Origin of the sequence: Streptomyces shenzhenensis, from assembly GCF_021462265.1 — a bacterium.
GTDB classification, from domain to species: Bacteria; Actinomycetota; Actinomycetes; order Streptomycetales; family Streptomycetaceae; genus Streptomyces; species Streptomyces shenzhenensis.
Genome location: NZ_JAJONF010000025.1, coordinates 81,470 through 97,429 on the forward strand (window position 1 = coordinate 81,470; position 15,960 = coordinate 97,429).

Annotated in this window: 14 protein-coding genes; 8 read left to right on the forward strand and 6 right to left on the reverse strand. The window is 73.3% G+C overall.

The window, feature by feature from the left end; genetic code table 11:
* Positions 1-19 precede the first annotated feature (19 nt).
* The 4 genes from LQ326_RS28535 (at position 20) to LQ326_RS28550 (ending at position 3,060) form a co-directional block, all read left to right on the forward strand.
* Positions 20-1,150: an acyl-CoA dehydrogenase family protein gene (locus LQ326_RS28535; protein ID WP_234541720.1), complete on the forward strand. Its 1,131-nt coding sequence runs from the start codon at positions 20-22 to the stop codon at positions 1,148-1,150.
* A 6-nt stretch (positions 1,151-1,156) separates the two neighbouring features.
* Positions 1,157-2,029, forward strand: a complete 873-nt coding sequence (locus LQ326_RS28540) for an acyl-CoA dehydrogenase family protein (RefSeq protein WP_234541544.1) — start codon at positions 1,157-1,159, stop codon at positions 2,027-2,029.
* A gap of 398 nt (positions 2,030-2,427) precedes the next feature.
* Complete coding sequence (locus tag LQ326_RS28545) at positions 2,428-2,565, forward strand: hypothetical protein (RefSeq protein ID WP_234541546.1); 138 nt, start codon at positions 2,428-2,430, stop codon at positions 2,563-2,565.
* An 18-nt stretch (positions 2,566-2,583) separates the two neighbouring features.
* Positions 2,584-3,060 (forward strand): ATP-binding protein, encoded by a 477-nt coding sequence (locus tag LQ326_RS28550; RefSeq protein WP_234541721.1) that lies wholly within the window; start codon positions 2,584-2,586, stop codon positions 3,058-3,060.
* Between the two features lie 348 nt (positions 3,061-3,408).
* On the opposite strand, the gene LQ326_RS28555 is transcribed toward LQ326_RS28550, so the two are convergent.
* Entirely contained in the window at positions 3,409-4,344 is a 936-nt protein-coding gene (locus LQ326_RS28555; protein ID WP_234541549.1) for a cyclase family protein, read from the reverse strand.
* Positions 4,345-4,430: 86 nt separating this feature from the next.
* On the opposite strand from LQ326_RS28555, the gene LQ326_RS28560 reads away from it, so the two are divergent.
* The 3 genes from LQ326_RS28560 (at position 4,431) to LQ326_RS28570 (ending at position 7,988) form a co-directional block, all read left to right on the forward strand.
* A complete protein-coding gene (locus LQ326_RS28560; protein ID WP_234541551.1) occupies positions 4,431-5,345 on the forward strand; it encodes an SDR family NAD(P)-dependent oxidoreductase in 915 nt (304 codons plus the stop codon).
* Positions 5,346-5,781: 436 nt separating this feature from the next.
* Positions 5,782-6,936: an acyl-CoA dehydrogenase family protein gene (locus tag LQ326_RS28565; protein ID WP_234541554.1), complete on the forward strand. Its 1,155-nt coding sequence runs from the start codon at positions 5,782-5,784 to the stop codon at positions 6,934-6,936.
* The gene (locus tag LQ326_RS28570; RefSeq protein WP_234541723.1) at positions 6,936-7,988 is read left to right on the forward strand and encodes a Zn-dependent alcohol dehydrogenase; all 1,053 of its coding nucleotides are present in this window, start codon (positions 6,936-6,938) and stop codon (positions 7,986-7,988) included. The genes LQ326_RS28565 and LQ326_RS28570 overlap by 1 nt, the downstream gene beginning before the upstream one ends.
* Here the strand turns inward: LQ326_RS28570 and LQ326_RS28575 are convergent.
* On the reverse strand, positions 7,975-9,054 hold the full coding sequence (locus tag LQ326_RS28575) for a GlxA family transcriptional regulator (RefSeq protein ID WP_234541558.1): 1,080 nt from the start codon (positions 9,052-9,054) through the stop codon (positions 7,975-7,977). The two genes, LQ326_RS28570 and LQ326_RS28575, sit on opposite strands and share 14 nt — an antisense overlap.
* A 71-nt stretch (positions 9,055-9,125) precedes the next feature.
* On the opposite strand from LQ326_RS28575, the gene LQ326_RS28580 reads away from it, so the two are divergent.
* Entirely contained in the window at positions 9,126-10,454 is a 1,329-nt protein-coding gene (locus LQ326_RS28580; RefSeq protein WP_234541560.1) for an MFS transporter, read from the forward strand.
* 21 nt (positions 10,455-10,475) lie between these two features.
* Here LQ326_RS28580 and LQ326_RS28585 read toward each other — a convergent pair whose 3' ends face one another.
* The 4 genes from LQ326_RS28585 to LQ326_RS28600 form a co-directional block, all read right to left on the reverse strand.
* A complete protein-coding gene (locus LQ326_RS28585; RefSeq protein WP_234541562.1) occupies positions 10,476-11,069 on the reverse strand; it encodes a flavin reductase family protein in 594 nt (197 codons plus the stop codon).
* Between the two features lie 82 nt (positions 11,070-11,151).
* On the reverse strand, positions 11,152-12,006 hold the full coding sequence (locus LQ326_RS28590; RefSeq protein WP_234541564.1) for an enoyl-CoA hydratase/isomerase family protein: 855 nt from the start codon (positions 12,004-12,006) through the stop codon (positions 11,152-11,154).
* Positions 12,006-14,243, reverse strand: a complete 2,238-nt coding sequence (locus LQ326_RS28595) for an acetate--CoA ligase family protein (RefSeq protein WP_234541565.1) — start codon at positions 14,241-14,243, stop codon at positions 12,006-12,008. Before LQ326_RS28595 ends, LQ326_RS28590 begins: the two co-directional genes overlap by 1 nt.
* A 127-nt stretch (positions 14,244-14,370) precedes the next feature.
* Positions 14,371-15,858: a flavin monoamine oxidase family protein gene (locus LQ326_RS28600; RefSeq protein ID WP_234541567.1), complete on the reverse strand. Its 1,488-nt coding sequence runs from the start codon at positions 15,856-15,858 to the stop codon at positions 14,371-14,373.
* Between the last annotated feature and the right edge of the window lie 102 nt (positions 15,859-15,960).

Here is a 15,960-nt window from a genome sequence, read left to right on the forward strand (position 1 = left end):
TCCGTGGGGGTGCCTGCCGGTGGACCTGTCGTACACGCCCGAGGAGGAGGACTTCCGGGCGCGGCTGCGGGAGTGGCTCGCCAAGGTGCTGCCCGGCCTCCCGCCCAAGCCGAGGCCCGAGGACTGGCCGGGCCGCCGCGCCTACGACCTCGGCTGGCAGCGCACGCTGTACGACGCCGGGTATGCCGACGTCCACTGGGACGCCTCCCCGACCACCCGGCTGATCTTCCTCGAGGAGACCGAGCGGGCCGGCGCGCCCTATGTGGGCGCCAACTTCGTCGGCCTGCTGCACGCGGGCCCCACCATCGCCGCCGAGGGCACCGAGGCGCAGCGGGCCCGCTGGCTGGCGCCGATCCTGCGCGGCGACGAGGTGTGGTGCCAGGGGTTCAGCGAACCGGACGCCGGCTCCGACCTGGCCGCGCTGCGCACGCGCGCGTGGCGCGACGGCGACGACTACGTGGTGAGCGGATCCAAGATCTGGACCTCGCACGCGGAGGTCGCCGACTGGTGCGAACTGCTGGTGCGCACGGATGCGCAGGCGCCCAGGCACCGGGGCATCACCTGGCTGGCCATGCCCATGGACGCGCCGGGCATCACCGTACGGCCGCTGCGCACGCTCGCCGGATCCGCCGAGTTCGCCGAGGTGTTCCTCGACGAGGTGCGGGTGCCCGTGGCCAACCGGGTGGGCGCCGAGAACGACGGCTGGCGCGTCACCATGGTGACCCTCTCCTTCGAACGCGGCACCGCCTTCGTCGGCGAGGTCGTCGCCTGCCGCCGGGTGCTCGGCGAGCTCGCGCGCGTGGCGCGCGAGAACGGCACCTGGGACGACCCGGAACGCCGTCGCCGCCTCGGCCGCCTGAACGCCGAGTTCCGGGCCCTGTGGCGGCTCACCCAGTGGAACGTCAGCGAGGCGGAGGGCGGGCGCGTGCCCGGTGTCGGCGGCTCGGTCTTCAAGCTGCGCTACTCGCACGCGCGGCAGGAGCTGTACGACGTGGCGGCCGCCGTGCTCGGGCCGGACGCGCTCGACCTGGACCGGCCGTGGGTCCTCGACCGGCTCTCCTCGCTCTCGTACACCATCGCGGCCGGGACCTCGCAGATCCAGCGGAACATCGTGGCCGAGCGGATCCTCGGGCTGCCGAAGGGGCGGTGAGCGGGCGTGCGATTTCGACTGACCCGTGACCAGGAGGCGTTGCGGGAGGGCATGCGGGAGTTGCTCGGGCGCCGGTTCGACGGCGCGGCGCTGCGGGCGGCGGCCGGCGCGCCGGCGCGTCTCGACCGGCGCCTGTGGCGGGAGCTGGGGGCCGCCGGGTTCTTCGCGCTGCGGCTGCCGGAGGCCGACGGCGGGGTCGGACTCGGCCTGCCGGAAGCCGTGTTGGTGTTCGAGGAGGCCGGGCGGGCGCTGCTGCCCGGCCCGCTGCTGGCCACCCACCTCGCCGCGGCCGAGGTGCCCGGCGCGGCCATGGGGGAGACCGTGGTGGCCCGGGTGGACGGCGGCCTGGCCGAGTGGCTGGCCGAGGCGGACGCGGTGACGGGCGACGCGTCGGGGGCTCTGCCGGTGCGCTCGGTGGACCCGTTGACGCCCCTGCACCGGGTCCCGGGGCCGGCCGCCGGGCCGGCCGACCCCGTCGCCGTGCTCCTGACCGCCGCCGAGCAGCTCGGCACGGCCACGCGCGCGTGCGAGCTGGCCGTGCAACACGCCCGCACGCGCGTGCAGTTCGGGCAGCCGATCGGGGCGTTCCAGGCGGTCAAGCATCTGTGCGCCGAGCTGCTGGTGCGCGCCGAGACCGCGCGGGCGGCCGTCTATGCGGCCGCCGTGACCGCCGCGCCCGTGGACATCGCGGCGGCCCGGCTGCTCGCCGACGAGGCCGCGGTGCGCGGCGCCCGGGACTGTCTCCAGGTGCACGGCGGGATGGGGTTCACCTGGGAGTCGGAGGTGCATCTGCATCTGAAACGGGCGTGGGTGCGGGCACAGCGTGGCGGTGGCAACACGGAGAGTGAGGAAATGCTCGCCGTGGAGTTGCTCGGCTGAGCGTTCGATACGGCTCTGGTCTGCGCGGGTGCGGCTCGGGGCGGCCAGGATGTCGCGGATTGTGGCAAAACTGGAATCACGGAGCGTTGATACCGGGTTGTGTCCAACGCGTGACTCGTCACGGCCCGGAGTCGGCCGTCCCCTCGGGTACCTTCTGTGGGATGCGAGTGGTTCCGAGGACGAGCCATGCCGGCGGTGCCGTCGAAGCGGCCCCGCCGCCGATGCTGCGCCTCGCCGCTCGCAGGGCGGTAAGGGCTTGCGTTCCCGCCTGTTCGACTCCCCGCCGCGAGCGTCGCACAGTATGCCGCAGGCGTACTCCTTCGCGCTGGAATATGCCCGAAGCGCTTGTTGGGGTGACTGTACGTCAACCATGCTGTCTCGTAAGGGAATCACGTTCCGTGACCCTTGCTCTGGCCGTTGTTCTGGCCATGCAGAAAATGGCTACGATCGTGGCCCTCGCCGTCCTCGTCGCCGCGGCCCGCGCCGCGGTGACGGCTCGGCGCGGGTTCATGTGTCCGCCGGTTCGGATGGTGTGAGCGGTGCAGGTGCTTCAAGTGCAGCTGGAGATCCGGCCCGACCCCGCGGAGGTGGGGCGGGCCAGGAGATGGGCGCGCTCGCGCCTCGCCGGGTCCGGCATAGCGGCGGACGAACCGCTGGCCGAGACCCTGATCCTGCTCGTCTCCGAACTGGTCACCAACGCGGTGGTGCACACCGGCTGTCCGGCCGTGCTGCGGCTCTTGCTGCCGGGCACGGACCGCTCGGGCGCCGGGGAGTCGGTCACGGTACGGCTGGAGGTCGCCGACGCCAGCGGCCGCGCGCCCGTGCCGCGGTGCGCCGACGGCGACGCCACCGGCGGCCGGGGCCTAGCCCTCGTCGACGGGCTGGCCGACCGCTGGGGCTGGAGCCCCGAGGGCGCGGGCAAGCGCATCTGGTGCGAACTCGACCGGCGTGCGCAGCCCCGGCAGGGCGCGGCGGTGGCGTACGGGCGCGGGTCGGCCTCGCGTGAGGGGCTGGCCTTCGAGGCGGTGTGATCCCCGCTGTGCGGCCATGCGCCCGGCGTTGCATCCGTGCGCGCCCGTGACGAATCGGGGCATAAGTCGTAAAGCTTCACCCGGGTGTTGACGCCTTGTGACCATGTCCTCACGCTTGAGGTCTGCGATTCGCCGCGAGGGGACGACGAGGGACTTGATGACGGGCGCCCTTGTCGAGTGTGGGTCGAGCCGGACGGCGGCGCGCGGGACCGGGCTGGGGGCGGGCCGGTGCGCGCAGCCGTTCGGATGCAGGGGGGAACAGGGGGGAATGGGGGGAGGGCCGGTGTCGCGTCGCCTCGGGCGTGACACCGGCTTTCGCGGGTGGCACCCGCCGCGGCCCGGCGGCGCTCAGAGGACGGCCACGGGGGCGACCGGAGTGCCCGTCGCCCCGACGAACGGCTCGGGCATCGCCGACAGCAGGAACGCGTACCGGCCGGTTTCTCCACAGGCTGTGGACAACTCTTCGAGATTCCAGTTCTGCCCCTGGAGCATCCCCATCTCCACGAGATCCAGGGCGTGCACGGGCAGCCACAGGCCCTCGATCTCGGGCGGGAAGATCTCGAACGTGAGGGTGTCGTTCGCGACGGCGGCCACGTCGCGTGCGTGGAACCATTCCGGGGCGTGCACCGAGAGGCCCGGCGACGGGTAGCCGTACCCGTGCTTGTCCCCGGCGAGGTACACCTGCACCTGCCCGGTCCGTACGAGGACGATGTCGCCGCTGCGGACGGTCGTCCCGGCGAACTCCTCGGCCGCGTCCAGGTCTTCCGGGGTGACCGCGTGGCCGCCCTCCAACCGGTCCACGCCGCGCGCGCGTGCCACGTCCAGCAGCACCCCGCGCGAGACGATGTGCCGGGCCGTGGCGATCCCGCTGAACTGCGCACCGCCGTGCGCGGTCACCGTGTCCGCGGGGCGGCCGTTGTAGAGCTTCCCCGAGTGCGAGACATGGGTGAGCGCGTCCCAGTGGGTGCCGGCCTGCAGCCCCATGGTCACCGCGTCGTCGCTGCACGCGACGGTGCCCGGGCCGAAGAGCTCCTGGTTGATCTGCACCATGGCGTGCAGGGGGTTGACCCGCCCGGGGATCATCCCGGTCTGCACGCCGTCCTGTTGGAGGGGCAGGGCGAGCGGGACACGGCGGCCGGTGCGCACCGTCGCCGCCGCCTCCCGCACCACCTCGTCGGTGATCAGGTTCAGCGTGCCGATCTCGTCGTCGGCGCCCCAGCGCCCCCAGTTGTTGACGCGCTTGGCGATGTCGTGGAACGCGGGATGCAACGCCGGCAGTGACATTTGGGTCCTCCCCAGGCCTTGTGTCCGCACATCTGACGGGACATAAAATCTAACGGTCCGTCAGAAACCGCGGGAAGGGGCCGGGCGTGGGGAACTTCTTGGCAGGCAAGGTCGTCGCCGTGACGGGTGCGGGGCGCGGGATCGGACGGGCGGTGGCGCTGGCGGCGGCGGCCGACGGGGCGAAGGTCGTCGTCAACGACTACGGCGTCGCGGTCGACGGCGCCTCCCCCACGAGCGAGGTCGCCGAGGCCGTCGTCAAGGAGATCGGGGCGGCGGGCGGGGACGCGGTCGCGGTGGCCGACGACATCTCCACGATGGCGGGCGGGCAGCGGGTCGTGGACGCGGCGCTGTCGTCGTACGGCCGGCTCGACGGGGTCGTGTGCGTGGCGGGGATCCTGCGCGAGCGGATGCTGTTCAACATGACCGAGGCGGAGTGGGACCCGGTGGTCGCCACCCACCTCAAGGGCACGTTCACGGTGTTCCGGGCGGCGTCGGCGGTGATGCGCGGGCAACGCGCCGGCACCCTCATCGGCTTCACCAGCGGCAACCACCAGGGCTCGGTCTCGCAGGCCAACTACAGCGCGGCCAAGGGCGGGATCATCTCGCTGGTGCGGAGCGCGGCGCTGGGCCTGCACAAGTACGGGGTGACCGCGAACGCGGTGGCGCCGGTGGCCCGCACCCGGATGTCGGCGGGCGTGCCGACGGAGCTGACGGAGATCGGCGAGCCGGAGGACGTGGCCGCGTTCGTGGTCTACCTGCTCTCGGACGCGGCGCGGGACGCGGGGGTCACCGGGCAGGTCTACACGGTGGCCGGGCCGAAGATCGCGGTATGGGCCCAGCCGAGGGAGTTGCGGGCCGCGTACGCCGACGGGGGCTCCTGGACGCCGGAACGGATCGCGGAGTCGCTGCCCGGGAGCGTGGGGACGGATCCGATGCCGATGCTGGCGCGGCTGGCGGCGATGGAGGCGGCCGCGCGGGCGGGGGAGCGGCCGAACACGTGAGGGGGTGGGCCGGGCGCCTGCTCGCCGTCGCGGGCGGCGGGTTGTGCGCGGCTGCGGCGCCGTCGTGGTTGTTCGCGCAGTTCCCCGCGCCCCTGGGGGGTTGCTCCTGGCGGGGTCTGCGTGTGCGGGTTGTGCGGGCGGCGGGTTGTGGGCGGGTGCGGCGCCGTCGTGGTTGTTCGCGCAGTTCCCCGCGCCCCTTGGGGGTTGCTCCTGGCGGGGTCTGCGTGTGCGGGTTGTGCGGGCGGCGGGTTGTGGGCGGGTGCGGCGCCGTCGTGGTTGTTCGCGCAGTTCCCCGCGCCCCTTGGTTGCTTGTTCGCGCCGGCGTCGACAAGCCCTGGTCGCTGGTTTTGTCTCCGCCGGGACGGCGATCTGCCACGGCGGTGGTGTCCGGCGGGTTTCGTACGGCCGTAACCCCGAAGCGTCTTTGGAGGTCACCGTGGAGTTCGGCTTTGCGCCGGAGGACGAGGAGTTTCGCCGGGAAGTGCGGGGGTGGCTCGACGCGCACGTCGAGAGCGGTGTGGACCGGCGGAGTTGGGAGCGTGCGCTCGGGGCCGCCGGGTGGATCGGGCTCGGCTGGGCGGAGGGGGGGTACGGGAACCGGACGGCCACGCTCACGCAGCAGGTCGCCTGGGCCGAGGAGTACGCCCGGTCGGGCGCGCCGCCCCGCTCCGGGCACATCGGGGAGAACCTGCTGGCCCCGACGCTCCTCGCGCACGGCAGCGGTGAGCAGAAGGCGCGATTCCTGCCGCCCGTCGCCAGGGGCGAAGAGCTGTGGTGCCAGGGGTACAGCGAGCCCGGCGCCGGATCGGACCTCGCGGGTGTGCGCACCTCCGCCGTACGGGAGGCGGACGGCTACCGCGTCGTCGGCCAGAAGATCTGGACCTCGCTCGCGCACGAGGCCGACTGGTGTTTCGTGCTCGCCCGGACCGAGCCCGGCTCGCGGCGCCATCACGGGCTGAGCTTCCTGCTGGTGCCCATGGACCAGCCGGGCCGCATCGAGGTCCGCCCCATCCGGCAGATGACCGGCACCAGCGATTTCAACGAGGTCTTCTTCGACGGGGCGCACGCGCGCGCGGAGCACGTGGTCGGCGGCGAGGGCAACGGCTGGCGCGTCGCCATGAGCCTGCTCGGCTTCGAGCGCGGGGTGTCCACGCTCGCCCAGCAGATCGGGTTCGCGGCGGAGTTGGGGCGGGTGGTGCGGGACGCCGTGGAGAACGGAGCCGTCGACGACCCCGTCGTACGGGAGCGGCTGGTGCGGCAGTGGGCGGAGTTGCGGGTGATGCGGTGGAACGCCCTGCGGACGCTCGGGAACTCCGCCGCCGGGCCCGGTGCGCCCAGTGTGGCCAAGCTGCTCTGGGGCGGCTGGCACCAGCGGCTCGGTGAGCTCGCCGTGCTGGTGCGGGGCGCGGCCGCGAGCGTCGGCCCGGCCGGCTGGTCGGCCGCCGCGCCGTACGAACTGGACCCCGCCCAGCACCTGTTCCTCTTCTCCCGGGCCGACACCATCTACGGCGGCTCGGACCAGGTCCAGCGCACGATCATCGCCGAGCGCGTGCTCGGTCTGCCGAGGGAACCGAAGGGGGTCGAGTCGTGATGCGTGGGGTCGTGTTCGACGGCAAGCAGGTGCAGGTCGTCGACGATCTGGAGGTGCGGGAGCCGGGGCCGGGTGAGGTCCTGGTCGCGGTGTCGGCCGCCGGGCTCTGCCACAGCGATCTGTCGGTGGTGGACGGGACCATACCCTTCCCCGTTCCTGTGGTGCTCGGGCATGAGGGCGCGGGTGTGGTGGAGGCGGTAGGTGTGGGCGTCAGCCATGTGGCGCCGGGCGACCATGTCGCGCTTTCCACGCTCGCCAACTGCGGTGCCTGCGCCGACTGCGACCGGGGCCGGCCGACCATGTGCCGTAAGGCCATAGGGCGGCCGCAGAAGCCGTTCACGCGCGGCGGAAGGGCCGTGTACCAGTTCGCGTGCAACTCCGCCTTCGCGGAACGGACGGTCGTCAAGGCCGTGCAGGCGGTACGGATCCCCAAGGACATCCCCCTGACGTCGGCGGCCCTGATCGGGTGCGGGGTGCTGACCGGGGTGGGTGCCGTACTGAACCGCGCCCGCGTCGACCGCGGTGACACCGTGCTGGTCATCGGCACCGGTGGGATCGGACTCAACGTCATCCAGGGGGCGCGGATCGCGGGCGCGCTGCGGATCGTGGCCGTGGACGCCAACCCGGCCAAGGAGGAGGTGGCCCGGCAGTTCGGCGCGACCGACTTCCTGACCTCGACGCAGGCCGTGAAGGACCTGCTGCCGACCGGGGTGGACCACGCCTTCGAGTGCGTCGGCCGGGTCGAACTGGTCCGGCAGGCCGTCGACCTTCTCGACCGGCACGGCCAGGCCGTCCTGCTCGGCATGCCCGCCGCCACCGCCGAGGCGTCCTTCGTCGTCGCCTCCATGTTCCTCGACAAGTCCATCCTGGGGTGCCGGTACGGCTCCGCGCGGCCCCAGCACGACATCGCGCTCTACGCCGGGCTGTACCGCCAAGGCAGTCTGCTGCTGGACGAGTTGGTGACCGAGACCTACCCGGTGGAGGACTTCGAGAAGGCACGGGCGGACGCGGAGGCGGGGCGGGTGGCGCGGGGGGTGCTCACCTTCCGGTGACGACGCGTCCGGCCCCGGTGCTCCTGGTGCGTGACCGCCCTGGTGGAAGGTCAGCGCGGGGCGCCGGTGACGCCGCGGCCGCCCCCGCCCGGAACGTGCGTCGATACGCGGTCGGGGTGACGCCGAGTGCTGCCTGCAGGTGCTGGCGCATCGACTGGGCGGTGCCGAAGCCGGCGTCCCGGGCCACCTGGTCGACGGAGCGGTCGGTGGACTCCAGGAGGTGGCGGGCGCGTTCGACGCGTTGCTGGGTGAGCCACTGGCCGGGGCTGATGCCGGTCTCCTCGCGGAAGCGGCGTGTGAAGGTCCGTACCGACATGGCCTCCTGCTCGGCCATGTCGCGCAGCTGGAGGGGCTCGTGGAGGCGGCCGAGGGCCCAGGTGCGGGCCGCGGTGGTGGTGGCGACCTGCGGGTCGGGGACCGGGCGGTGGATGTACTGGGCCTGGCCGCCGTCGCGGTGCGGGGGGACGACGGTACGGCGGGCCACGTCGTTGGCGACGGCCGTGCCGTGGTCGCGGCGGACCATGTGCAGGCACAGGTCGATGCCGGCGGCCACCCCGGCGGAGGTGAGGATGTCGCCGTCGTCGATGAAGAGGACGTCCGCGTCCACCTCGATCCGCGGGAACAGGCGCTGCAGATGGTCCGCCTCGGCCCAGTGCGTGGTCGCGGGGCGGCCGTCCAGGTAGCCGGCGGCGGCGAGCACGTAGACGCCCGTGCAGATGGAGGCGAGCCGGGTGCCGGGGCGGATGCGGGCCAGGGCGGCGGCCAGCTCGGGGGTGAGGACGCCCTCCTCGAAGACCGGGCCCAGCTCGTACGACGCCGGGATGACGACCGTGTCGGCGGTGGCCAGCGTCTCCGGGCCGTTCGGCACGTGGATCGCGAAGTCGGCGTCGGTCTCGACCGGGCCCGGCGGCCGGACCGAGCAGGTCACGACCTCGTACAGGTGCCGGCCCCGGGCGTCCTTGGGGCGGCCGAAGATGCGGTGCGGGATGCCCAGCTCGAAGGGGAGCAGGCCGTCGAGGGCGAGGACGACGACGCGGTGCGGACGGAAGCCGGATTCACTGCTCATGGCCCGATCCTAGCGAAGGCTGTCCTTCGGGCCACTCGATGGAGCGAAGCCGCCGGCCCACGCTGTATGGCGTGACCCAGACAACCGAAGCCGCCCCCGCCGAGGACTCGAAGCCGATCCGCGCACCGCGCGTCCACCGTGCCTGGTTCGTCGCCGCCGTCACCTTCGTCACGATCATCGGCGCGGCCGCCTTCCGCTCCCTGCCCGGCCTGCTCATCGACCCGCTCAACCAGGAGTTCGGCTGGTCGCGCGGCACGATCGGCGCGGCAGTCTCCGTCAATCTGGCGCTGTACGGGCTCACCGCGCCCTTCGCGGCCGCGCTGATGGACCGCTTCGGCATACGGCGCGTGGTGGCCGTCGCCCTGACCGTGATCGCGGTCGGCTCGGGCCTGACCGTGTGGATGACGGCGGCCTGGCAGCTGATGCTCTGCTGGGGGCTGCTGGTCGGCCTAGGCTCCGGCTCGATGGCTCTGGCCTTCGCGGCCACGGTCACCAACCGCTGGTTCACCACCCGGCGCGGCCTGGTCAGCGGCATCCTCACCGCCGCCTCCGCCTCGGGCCAGCTGATCTTCCTGCCGTTGCTGTCCTGGATGGTCGAGACGTACGACTGGCGCCCGGCCGCCGTCACCGTCGCCCTCGCCGCCCTCGCGGTGGTCCCCTTCGTCTGGCTGCTGCTGCGCGACCACCCGGCCGACGTGGGCCAGAAGCCGTACGGCGCCACCGAGTTCGTGCCGAAGCCGGCGCCGGTCACCGGGGCCGCCCGCCGCGCGCTCACGGTCCTGTTCTCCGCCGTCCGCACCGGGCCCTTCTGGCTGCTCGCCGGCACCTTCGCGATCTGCGGGGCGTCCACCAACGGCCTGGTGCAGACCCACTTCGTGCCCGCGGCCCACGACCACGGCCTCCCCGTCACGACGGCGGCCTCGCTGCTCGCGGTCGTCGGCGTGTTCGACGTCGTCGGCACCATCGCCTCCGGCTGGTTCACCGACCGCTTCGAAGCCCGCCGCCTGCTCGCCGTCTACTACGCCCTGCGCGGCATCTCCCTGCTGTTCCTGCCGATGCTGCTGGGGCCGGCCGTCCGCCCGTCGATGATCTTCTTCATCATCTTCTACGGCCTCGACTGGGTCGCCACCGTCCCGCCCACCCTGGCCCTGTGCCGGGAGCGGTACGGCGACGACAGCGCCATCGTCTTCGGCTGGGTCCTCGCCTCCCACCAGATCGGCGCGGCCCTCGTCGCCTGGCTCGGTGGCGTCGCCCGCGACGTCTTCGGCTCGTACGACATGGTCTGGTACTTCTCCGGCACCCTGTGCGCGGCGGCCGCCCTGATGGCCCTGCTGATCCGGCGGCGGCCGGTGGCCGTGGCGGGAGACCCGGCGGTCGCGGCCGGACCCCTGCCGGCCTAGCCAGGGCAGGGCCCCGACCGGCTACCGGAAGCGGCCTCTGTGGAACAGCAGCGGTGCCCGGTCCGGGTCCTCGCCCAGGGCGGTCACCCGGCCGACCACGATCAGGTGGTCGCCGCCGGTGTGGACCGCGTGGACCGCGCAGTCGATCCAGGCGGCGGCGCCGGTCAGCCGGGGGGAGCCGGAGACCGGGGCCGCGTCGTAGGGGACGCCGGTGAACTTGTCCGCGCCGCTCACCGCGAAGGCGCGGCACAGCTCGCCCTGCCCCGCGCCGAGGACGTTGACGCAGAAGACGCCGGCGCGGGCGATGCGCGGCCAGGTGGCCGACGTACGGCCGACCATGAAGCAGACCAGCGGCGGGTCGAGGGAGAGGGAGGAGAAGGACTGGCAGGCGAAACCGGCCGGGGAGGGCTCGTCCTCGGCGGCCGGTGCGGTGATCACGGTCACCCCGGTCGCGAAGTTCCCGAGCACACGCCGGAACTCCCCCTGCTCGACCGGCGCCCGCTCGTCCGCGCGCACGCACCGCAACTCCGGGCGCGGCAGCGCCTCCACGGGCCCCGCCCCGGGGACCGACCTCAGATAACGGACGGCGGCCGCGGCCGCCCCTGCGTGTCCCATCACCCCTCCATTGAAGGTGACGGGTCGTCAGATGGGAAGGGACGCGGCCCGGGTATCGCCGTCACCGGCCCTGAAACCGGTCTCATCGGCCCTGGAAGTCGGGGCTTCTGCGCTCCACGAAGGCCCGTACGCCGTCCTGGGCGTCCCGGGTCGTCATGTTGATCTCCTGGGCGGCGGCCTCGGCGGCGAAGGCGGACGCCCGGTCGGTGTCCAGGGACGCGTTGACCAACTGCTTCGTCAGCGCGAGGGCACGGGTCGGGCCGTTCGCCAGGCGGACCGCCCACTCGCGGGCCGCCTTCGGCAGCTCCTCGTCCGGTACGACCCGGTTGACCAGGCCCAGGCGCTCGGCCTCCGGTGCGGAGAGGGCGTCGCCGAAGAACATCAGCTCCTTGGCGCGGTGCGGGCCGATCAGGCGGGGCAGGAGATAGGCGCCGCCGCCGTCGGGGACCAGGCCGCGTCGTACGAACACCTCGATGAACCGGGCCGACTCGGCGGCCAGCACCAGGTCGCAGGCGAGCGCGAGGTGCGCGCCGAGGCCGGCGGCCGTGCCGTTGACCGCCGCGATCACCGGCTTCTCGCAGTCGAGGACGGCGGCGATCAGACGCTGGGCGCCGAGCCGGATGGTGCGGGCCACGTCGCCGGGGATGCGTTCGGCCGTGGTGGGGCCGGGGGCGCGTTCGGCCGTCGTGGTGCCGGTTGTCGTGGTGCCGGTCGCCGTGGTGCCGGTCGGCGTGGTGCCGCGGAGGTCGGCGCCCGTGCAGAAGCCGCGGCCCGTGCCGGTGACGACCACCGCTCCGATCCCGGGGTCCGCGGAGGCCTCGGCGAGGAGGTGGATGACGTGGTCGCGCTGGTCGGGGGTGAGGGCGTTGAGGGCGTCGGGGCGGTTGAGGGTGAGGTGGGCGACCCGCTCCGCGATCACGTACCGGACGGTGTCCATCAGCGGCACACCGCCAGCGCGTCCAGCGCCACCGCGCCCTGGCCCTGCTCCAGCACCATCAGCGGGTTGATGTCGAGCTCGGCGAGCTGGTCGCCCAGTTCCAGGGCCATGCGCTGGACGCGGAGGATCACCTCGACGAGCGCGTCGAGGTCGGCCGGCGGCCGGCCCCGCACCCCGTCCAGCAGGGCCCGCCCGCGCAGCTCCGCGAGCATGTCCCGGGCCTGCTCCTCGCCGAACGGCGGCACGCGTACGGCCGCGTCGTGCAGGACCTCGACCAGCACCCCGCCGAGCCCCACGGTCACGGTCGGCCCGAACAGGTCGTCGTGGCTGACTCCCACCACCATCTCCACGCCCCGCTCCACCATCTGGCAGACCAGTACGCCGTCCAGGGCGACCCCCTCGTAGCGGGCGATGTCGGTCAGGTCGCGGTACGCGTCCCGGACCTGGCTGGCCGAGGTCAGGCCGATCTTCACCAGGCCCAGCTCCGTCTTGTGGGCGATCTGGCCGCCGGACGCCTTCATCACCACCGGGTAGCCGACCAGCCCGGCCGCGCGCACGGCCGCCGCCGCGCTGGTCACCAGCTGCTCGCGCGGCACCCGGATGCCGTACGCGCGCAGCAGCTGCTTCGCCGCGTGCTCGCTCAGCTGCTGCCCGGGCCGCATCAGCGCGAGCGCCTTGCGGAAGGAGGGCGAGGGGGTGCGCGGGGCCTCGTCGAAGGGGGAGCGGTAGTCGCTCACGAAACGGTGGTGGTCCAGGTAGGCGCGGACGGCGGTGAGGCAGTTGCCGACGGTGCGGAAGGTGGCCACCCGGGAGGAGCCGAGCAGTACGTCGCGGTAGGCGGCCTCGGTGCCGACCGGCGAGCCCCACACCACGCACACCAGCTTGTCGGTCGTCTCGGCCGCGTCGACCAGGTCCTGGACCAGCTTGTCGCTGAGCGGCGGGAAGGGGCCGGTGATCGGGCAGATCAGCACCCCGACCTCCGGGTCGGCCAGGATCGAGTCGATGATCTTACGGCCGCGCCAGTCGCCCACCGGGTGTCCGCCGTTGTCGACCGGGTTGGCCACGCTCAGGTAATCGGGTATCCACTGGTGCAGTTCGGCCTGTCGTTGCGGCGACAGCACCGGCAGCTTCAGCCCGAGGCCCGAGGCCAGGTCGGCGACGTGCGCGCCGGTGCCGCCCGAGATGGAGTAGACGACCACCCCGTCGGCGCGCGGCGCCCGCGCCCGGGCCAGCAGGGCGGCGGTGTCCTGGAGTTCGTCGAGGCCGTCGACGCGGATCACGCCGTACTGGCACAGCGCCGCGTCCACCACGTCGTCCGCGCCGGTCAGCTTGCCGGTGTGGGAGGCGGCGGTGCGGGCGCCGGCCTCGGTGCGGCCGACCTTCACGGCGACCACGGGCACCCGGCGGCGGGCCGCCCGGTCGGCGGCGAGCAGGAAGGCGCGGCCGTCCTTGAGGCCCTCGACGTAGCAGGCGATGGCGCCGACCTCGGGGCGCTCGGCGAAGTAGGAGATGAAGTCCGCGGTCTCCAGGTCGGCCTCGTTGCCGGTCGGCGCCCAGTGCGAGAGGCGGATGCCCAGTTCCTGCGCGGCGAAGACCGGCCGGCCCTGGTGGCCGGACTGGGTGATGAGGGCGATCGCGGGGCCCTCCAGGTCGTCGCGGAAGCGCTCGAAGGCGTTGAGGTTGGTGTTCGGACCGAGCAGCCGGAGCCCGGAGCGCCGTACGGCCGCCGCCAGGCGCGTCTGTGCGGCCGCGCCCTCCTCGCCGGTCTCCGCGAACCCGGAGGCGAAGGCGACCGCGAACCTCACCTTGGCCTCGGCCAGTTCCTCGATCACCGGCAGGGGGTCGGCGACCAGGAGTACGGCGAGGTCGACCTGCTCGGGCAGGTCGGCGACGGAGGGGACGCAGGCGATGCCGAAGACCGACGGCCGGGTCGGATGCACCGGGTGCACCCGGGCCCCGACCCGCCCCGCCCAGTCGAGCAGTTGCCGGGTGATGCCGGTGTTGGGCCGCCCCTCGGCGTCCGAGGCGCCGATCACGGCGACGGACTCGGGGCGGAAGAACCTGTCCAGATCCGGTACGTCCGCGTGCAGCGGCCGTCCGCTGACGTCCAGCGCGTCCGCGTCGTCCGTGTCGGCCGCGCGGCCGTGGACGGCGGGACCGGGACGCTGCTCACCGCAGGCGATGACCCGGGCCCGGCGGGAGTCGGTGGTGAGGGTGCCGTGGGTTGATCCAAGCATCGTTCCGCCCGCTCCTGTGTGACAGCCCAATAAACTGACGCAGTGTCAGATTACTGAACTGACACTGCGTCAGGAACTGCTCTGCACACAAAGTTGCCAAAGGAGCGGCCGGAAGTGCCCAGCCGGCTCACCCGAGGGCGGCCAGCACCTCCTTCGCCACCCGCTCGCCCGAGCGCACCGCCCCGTCCATGAACCCGGTCCAGAACGTCGAGGTCTCCGTCCCGGCCCAGTGGATCCCGCCCGCCGGCTCGCGCAGCGCGGCCCCGTACTCGGTCAGCACGCCGGGCGGTGCGTAGGCCACCGGACCGCCCCGCGAGAAGCCCTCATTGTCCCAGCGCTGCAGCACGAAGGAGGTGGGGGATTTGGCCTTGTCGCCGAAGTAGTTGGCGTAGTCGGCCAGTACGGCGGCCTTGACGTCGGCCTCGCTCGCCGCGTCGTACGCCCGCATCGCGTCGGCCTCGATGAAGCCCATCAGCGCGCCGTAGGAGCCGTCCGGCGGGGAGTTGTCGAAGGTCGAGCGGACCGTGCCGGAGTCGCTGACGGCCTGGCCGTTGAGGCCGTCGGCCCGCCAGAACGGGGTGTCGTAGACGGCGACGGCCTTGCCGATCGAGCCCATCGGCATCCGCTGGGTGAGCTGGTCGCGGGCGGCCGGCAGCAGCGGGTCGTAAGCGATCCGGGCGGCCAGCGGGGGCGGCAGGGCGACCACGACCCGGGTGGCGCTGACCGTGATGCCGTCGGCCGTGACGACGTACGCGCTCCCAGACCTGGCGATCGACCGGACCGGTGCGCTCAGCACCACCCGGTCGCCGAGGGTCGCCGCGAGCTTGATCGGGACCTGCTGGGAACCTCCGACGAAACGGGACTCCTGGGCGCCGTTCGCGGTGTCGGTGAGGCGTTCCAGGGTGCCGGGGTGGGACTCGTCACCGGCGGCGGCGATGTAGTAGAGGACGTAGAGCAGGGAGAGCTCGCGGGGCTGGGCCGAGAAGATCGACGTGCAGGCCAGGTCCAGCAGGAACTTGGCGGAGGGCACGACCGCGTTGGCGTTCAGCCAGCTCTCGAAGGTCTGCTTGTCCCACTCGGCGGCCTTGGCGGCCGTCCAGGGCGCGTCCACCGGGACCCGCGCGGCCATGCTGTCCAGTTCGGACTGCACGATCGCCGCGTTGGCGAGCCCGGCCGCGTCCACCGGCGGGACCGAGCCGAGCAGGCCGCTGGTGTCGTACGGGGTGCGCTTGCCGTCCTTGTAGAGGAGGTTGTCGCCCGTGTTGTAGGTGGTGAAGGTGGCGACGCCCAGGGAGTCGGCGAGGGCCTTGATGCGGTTCTGGGTGGGGCCGATGAACTCGCCGCCGCCCTCGGTGACACCCCCGTTGGCCAGCTTCAGGTTCACCACCCGGCCGCCGACCCGGTCCCGGGCCTCCAGGACGGCCACGGTCCTGCCGGCGGCCACCAGGTCGCGGGCCGCGGTGAGGCCGGCGATGCCGCCGCCGACGATCGCGACGTCGACGGTCCGGGAGGCGGCCGCCGCGGCGGTGCCCGCGGAGACCGCGGTCAGGCCCACGGCCCCGGCGGCGGCGCCGCCGAGCAGGGAACGGCGGGAGAGCTGTCTTTCACGAGCCACGTGCGTCCTCCGTGCTGAGCGAGAGGGGTGGAACCGGAAAGTTGAGCAGGGCTCACATTCTGGTCCCGGACGCACCCAGGCGCTACCGCCGGTAACAAACCG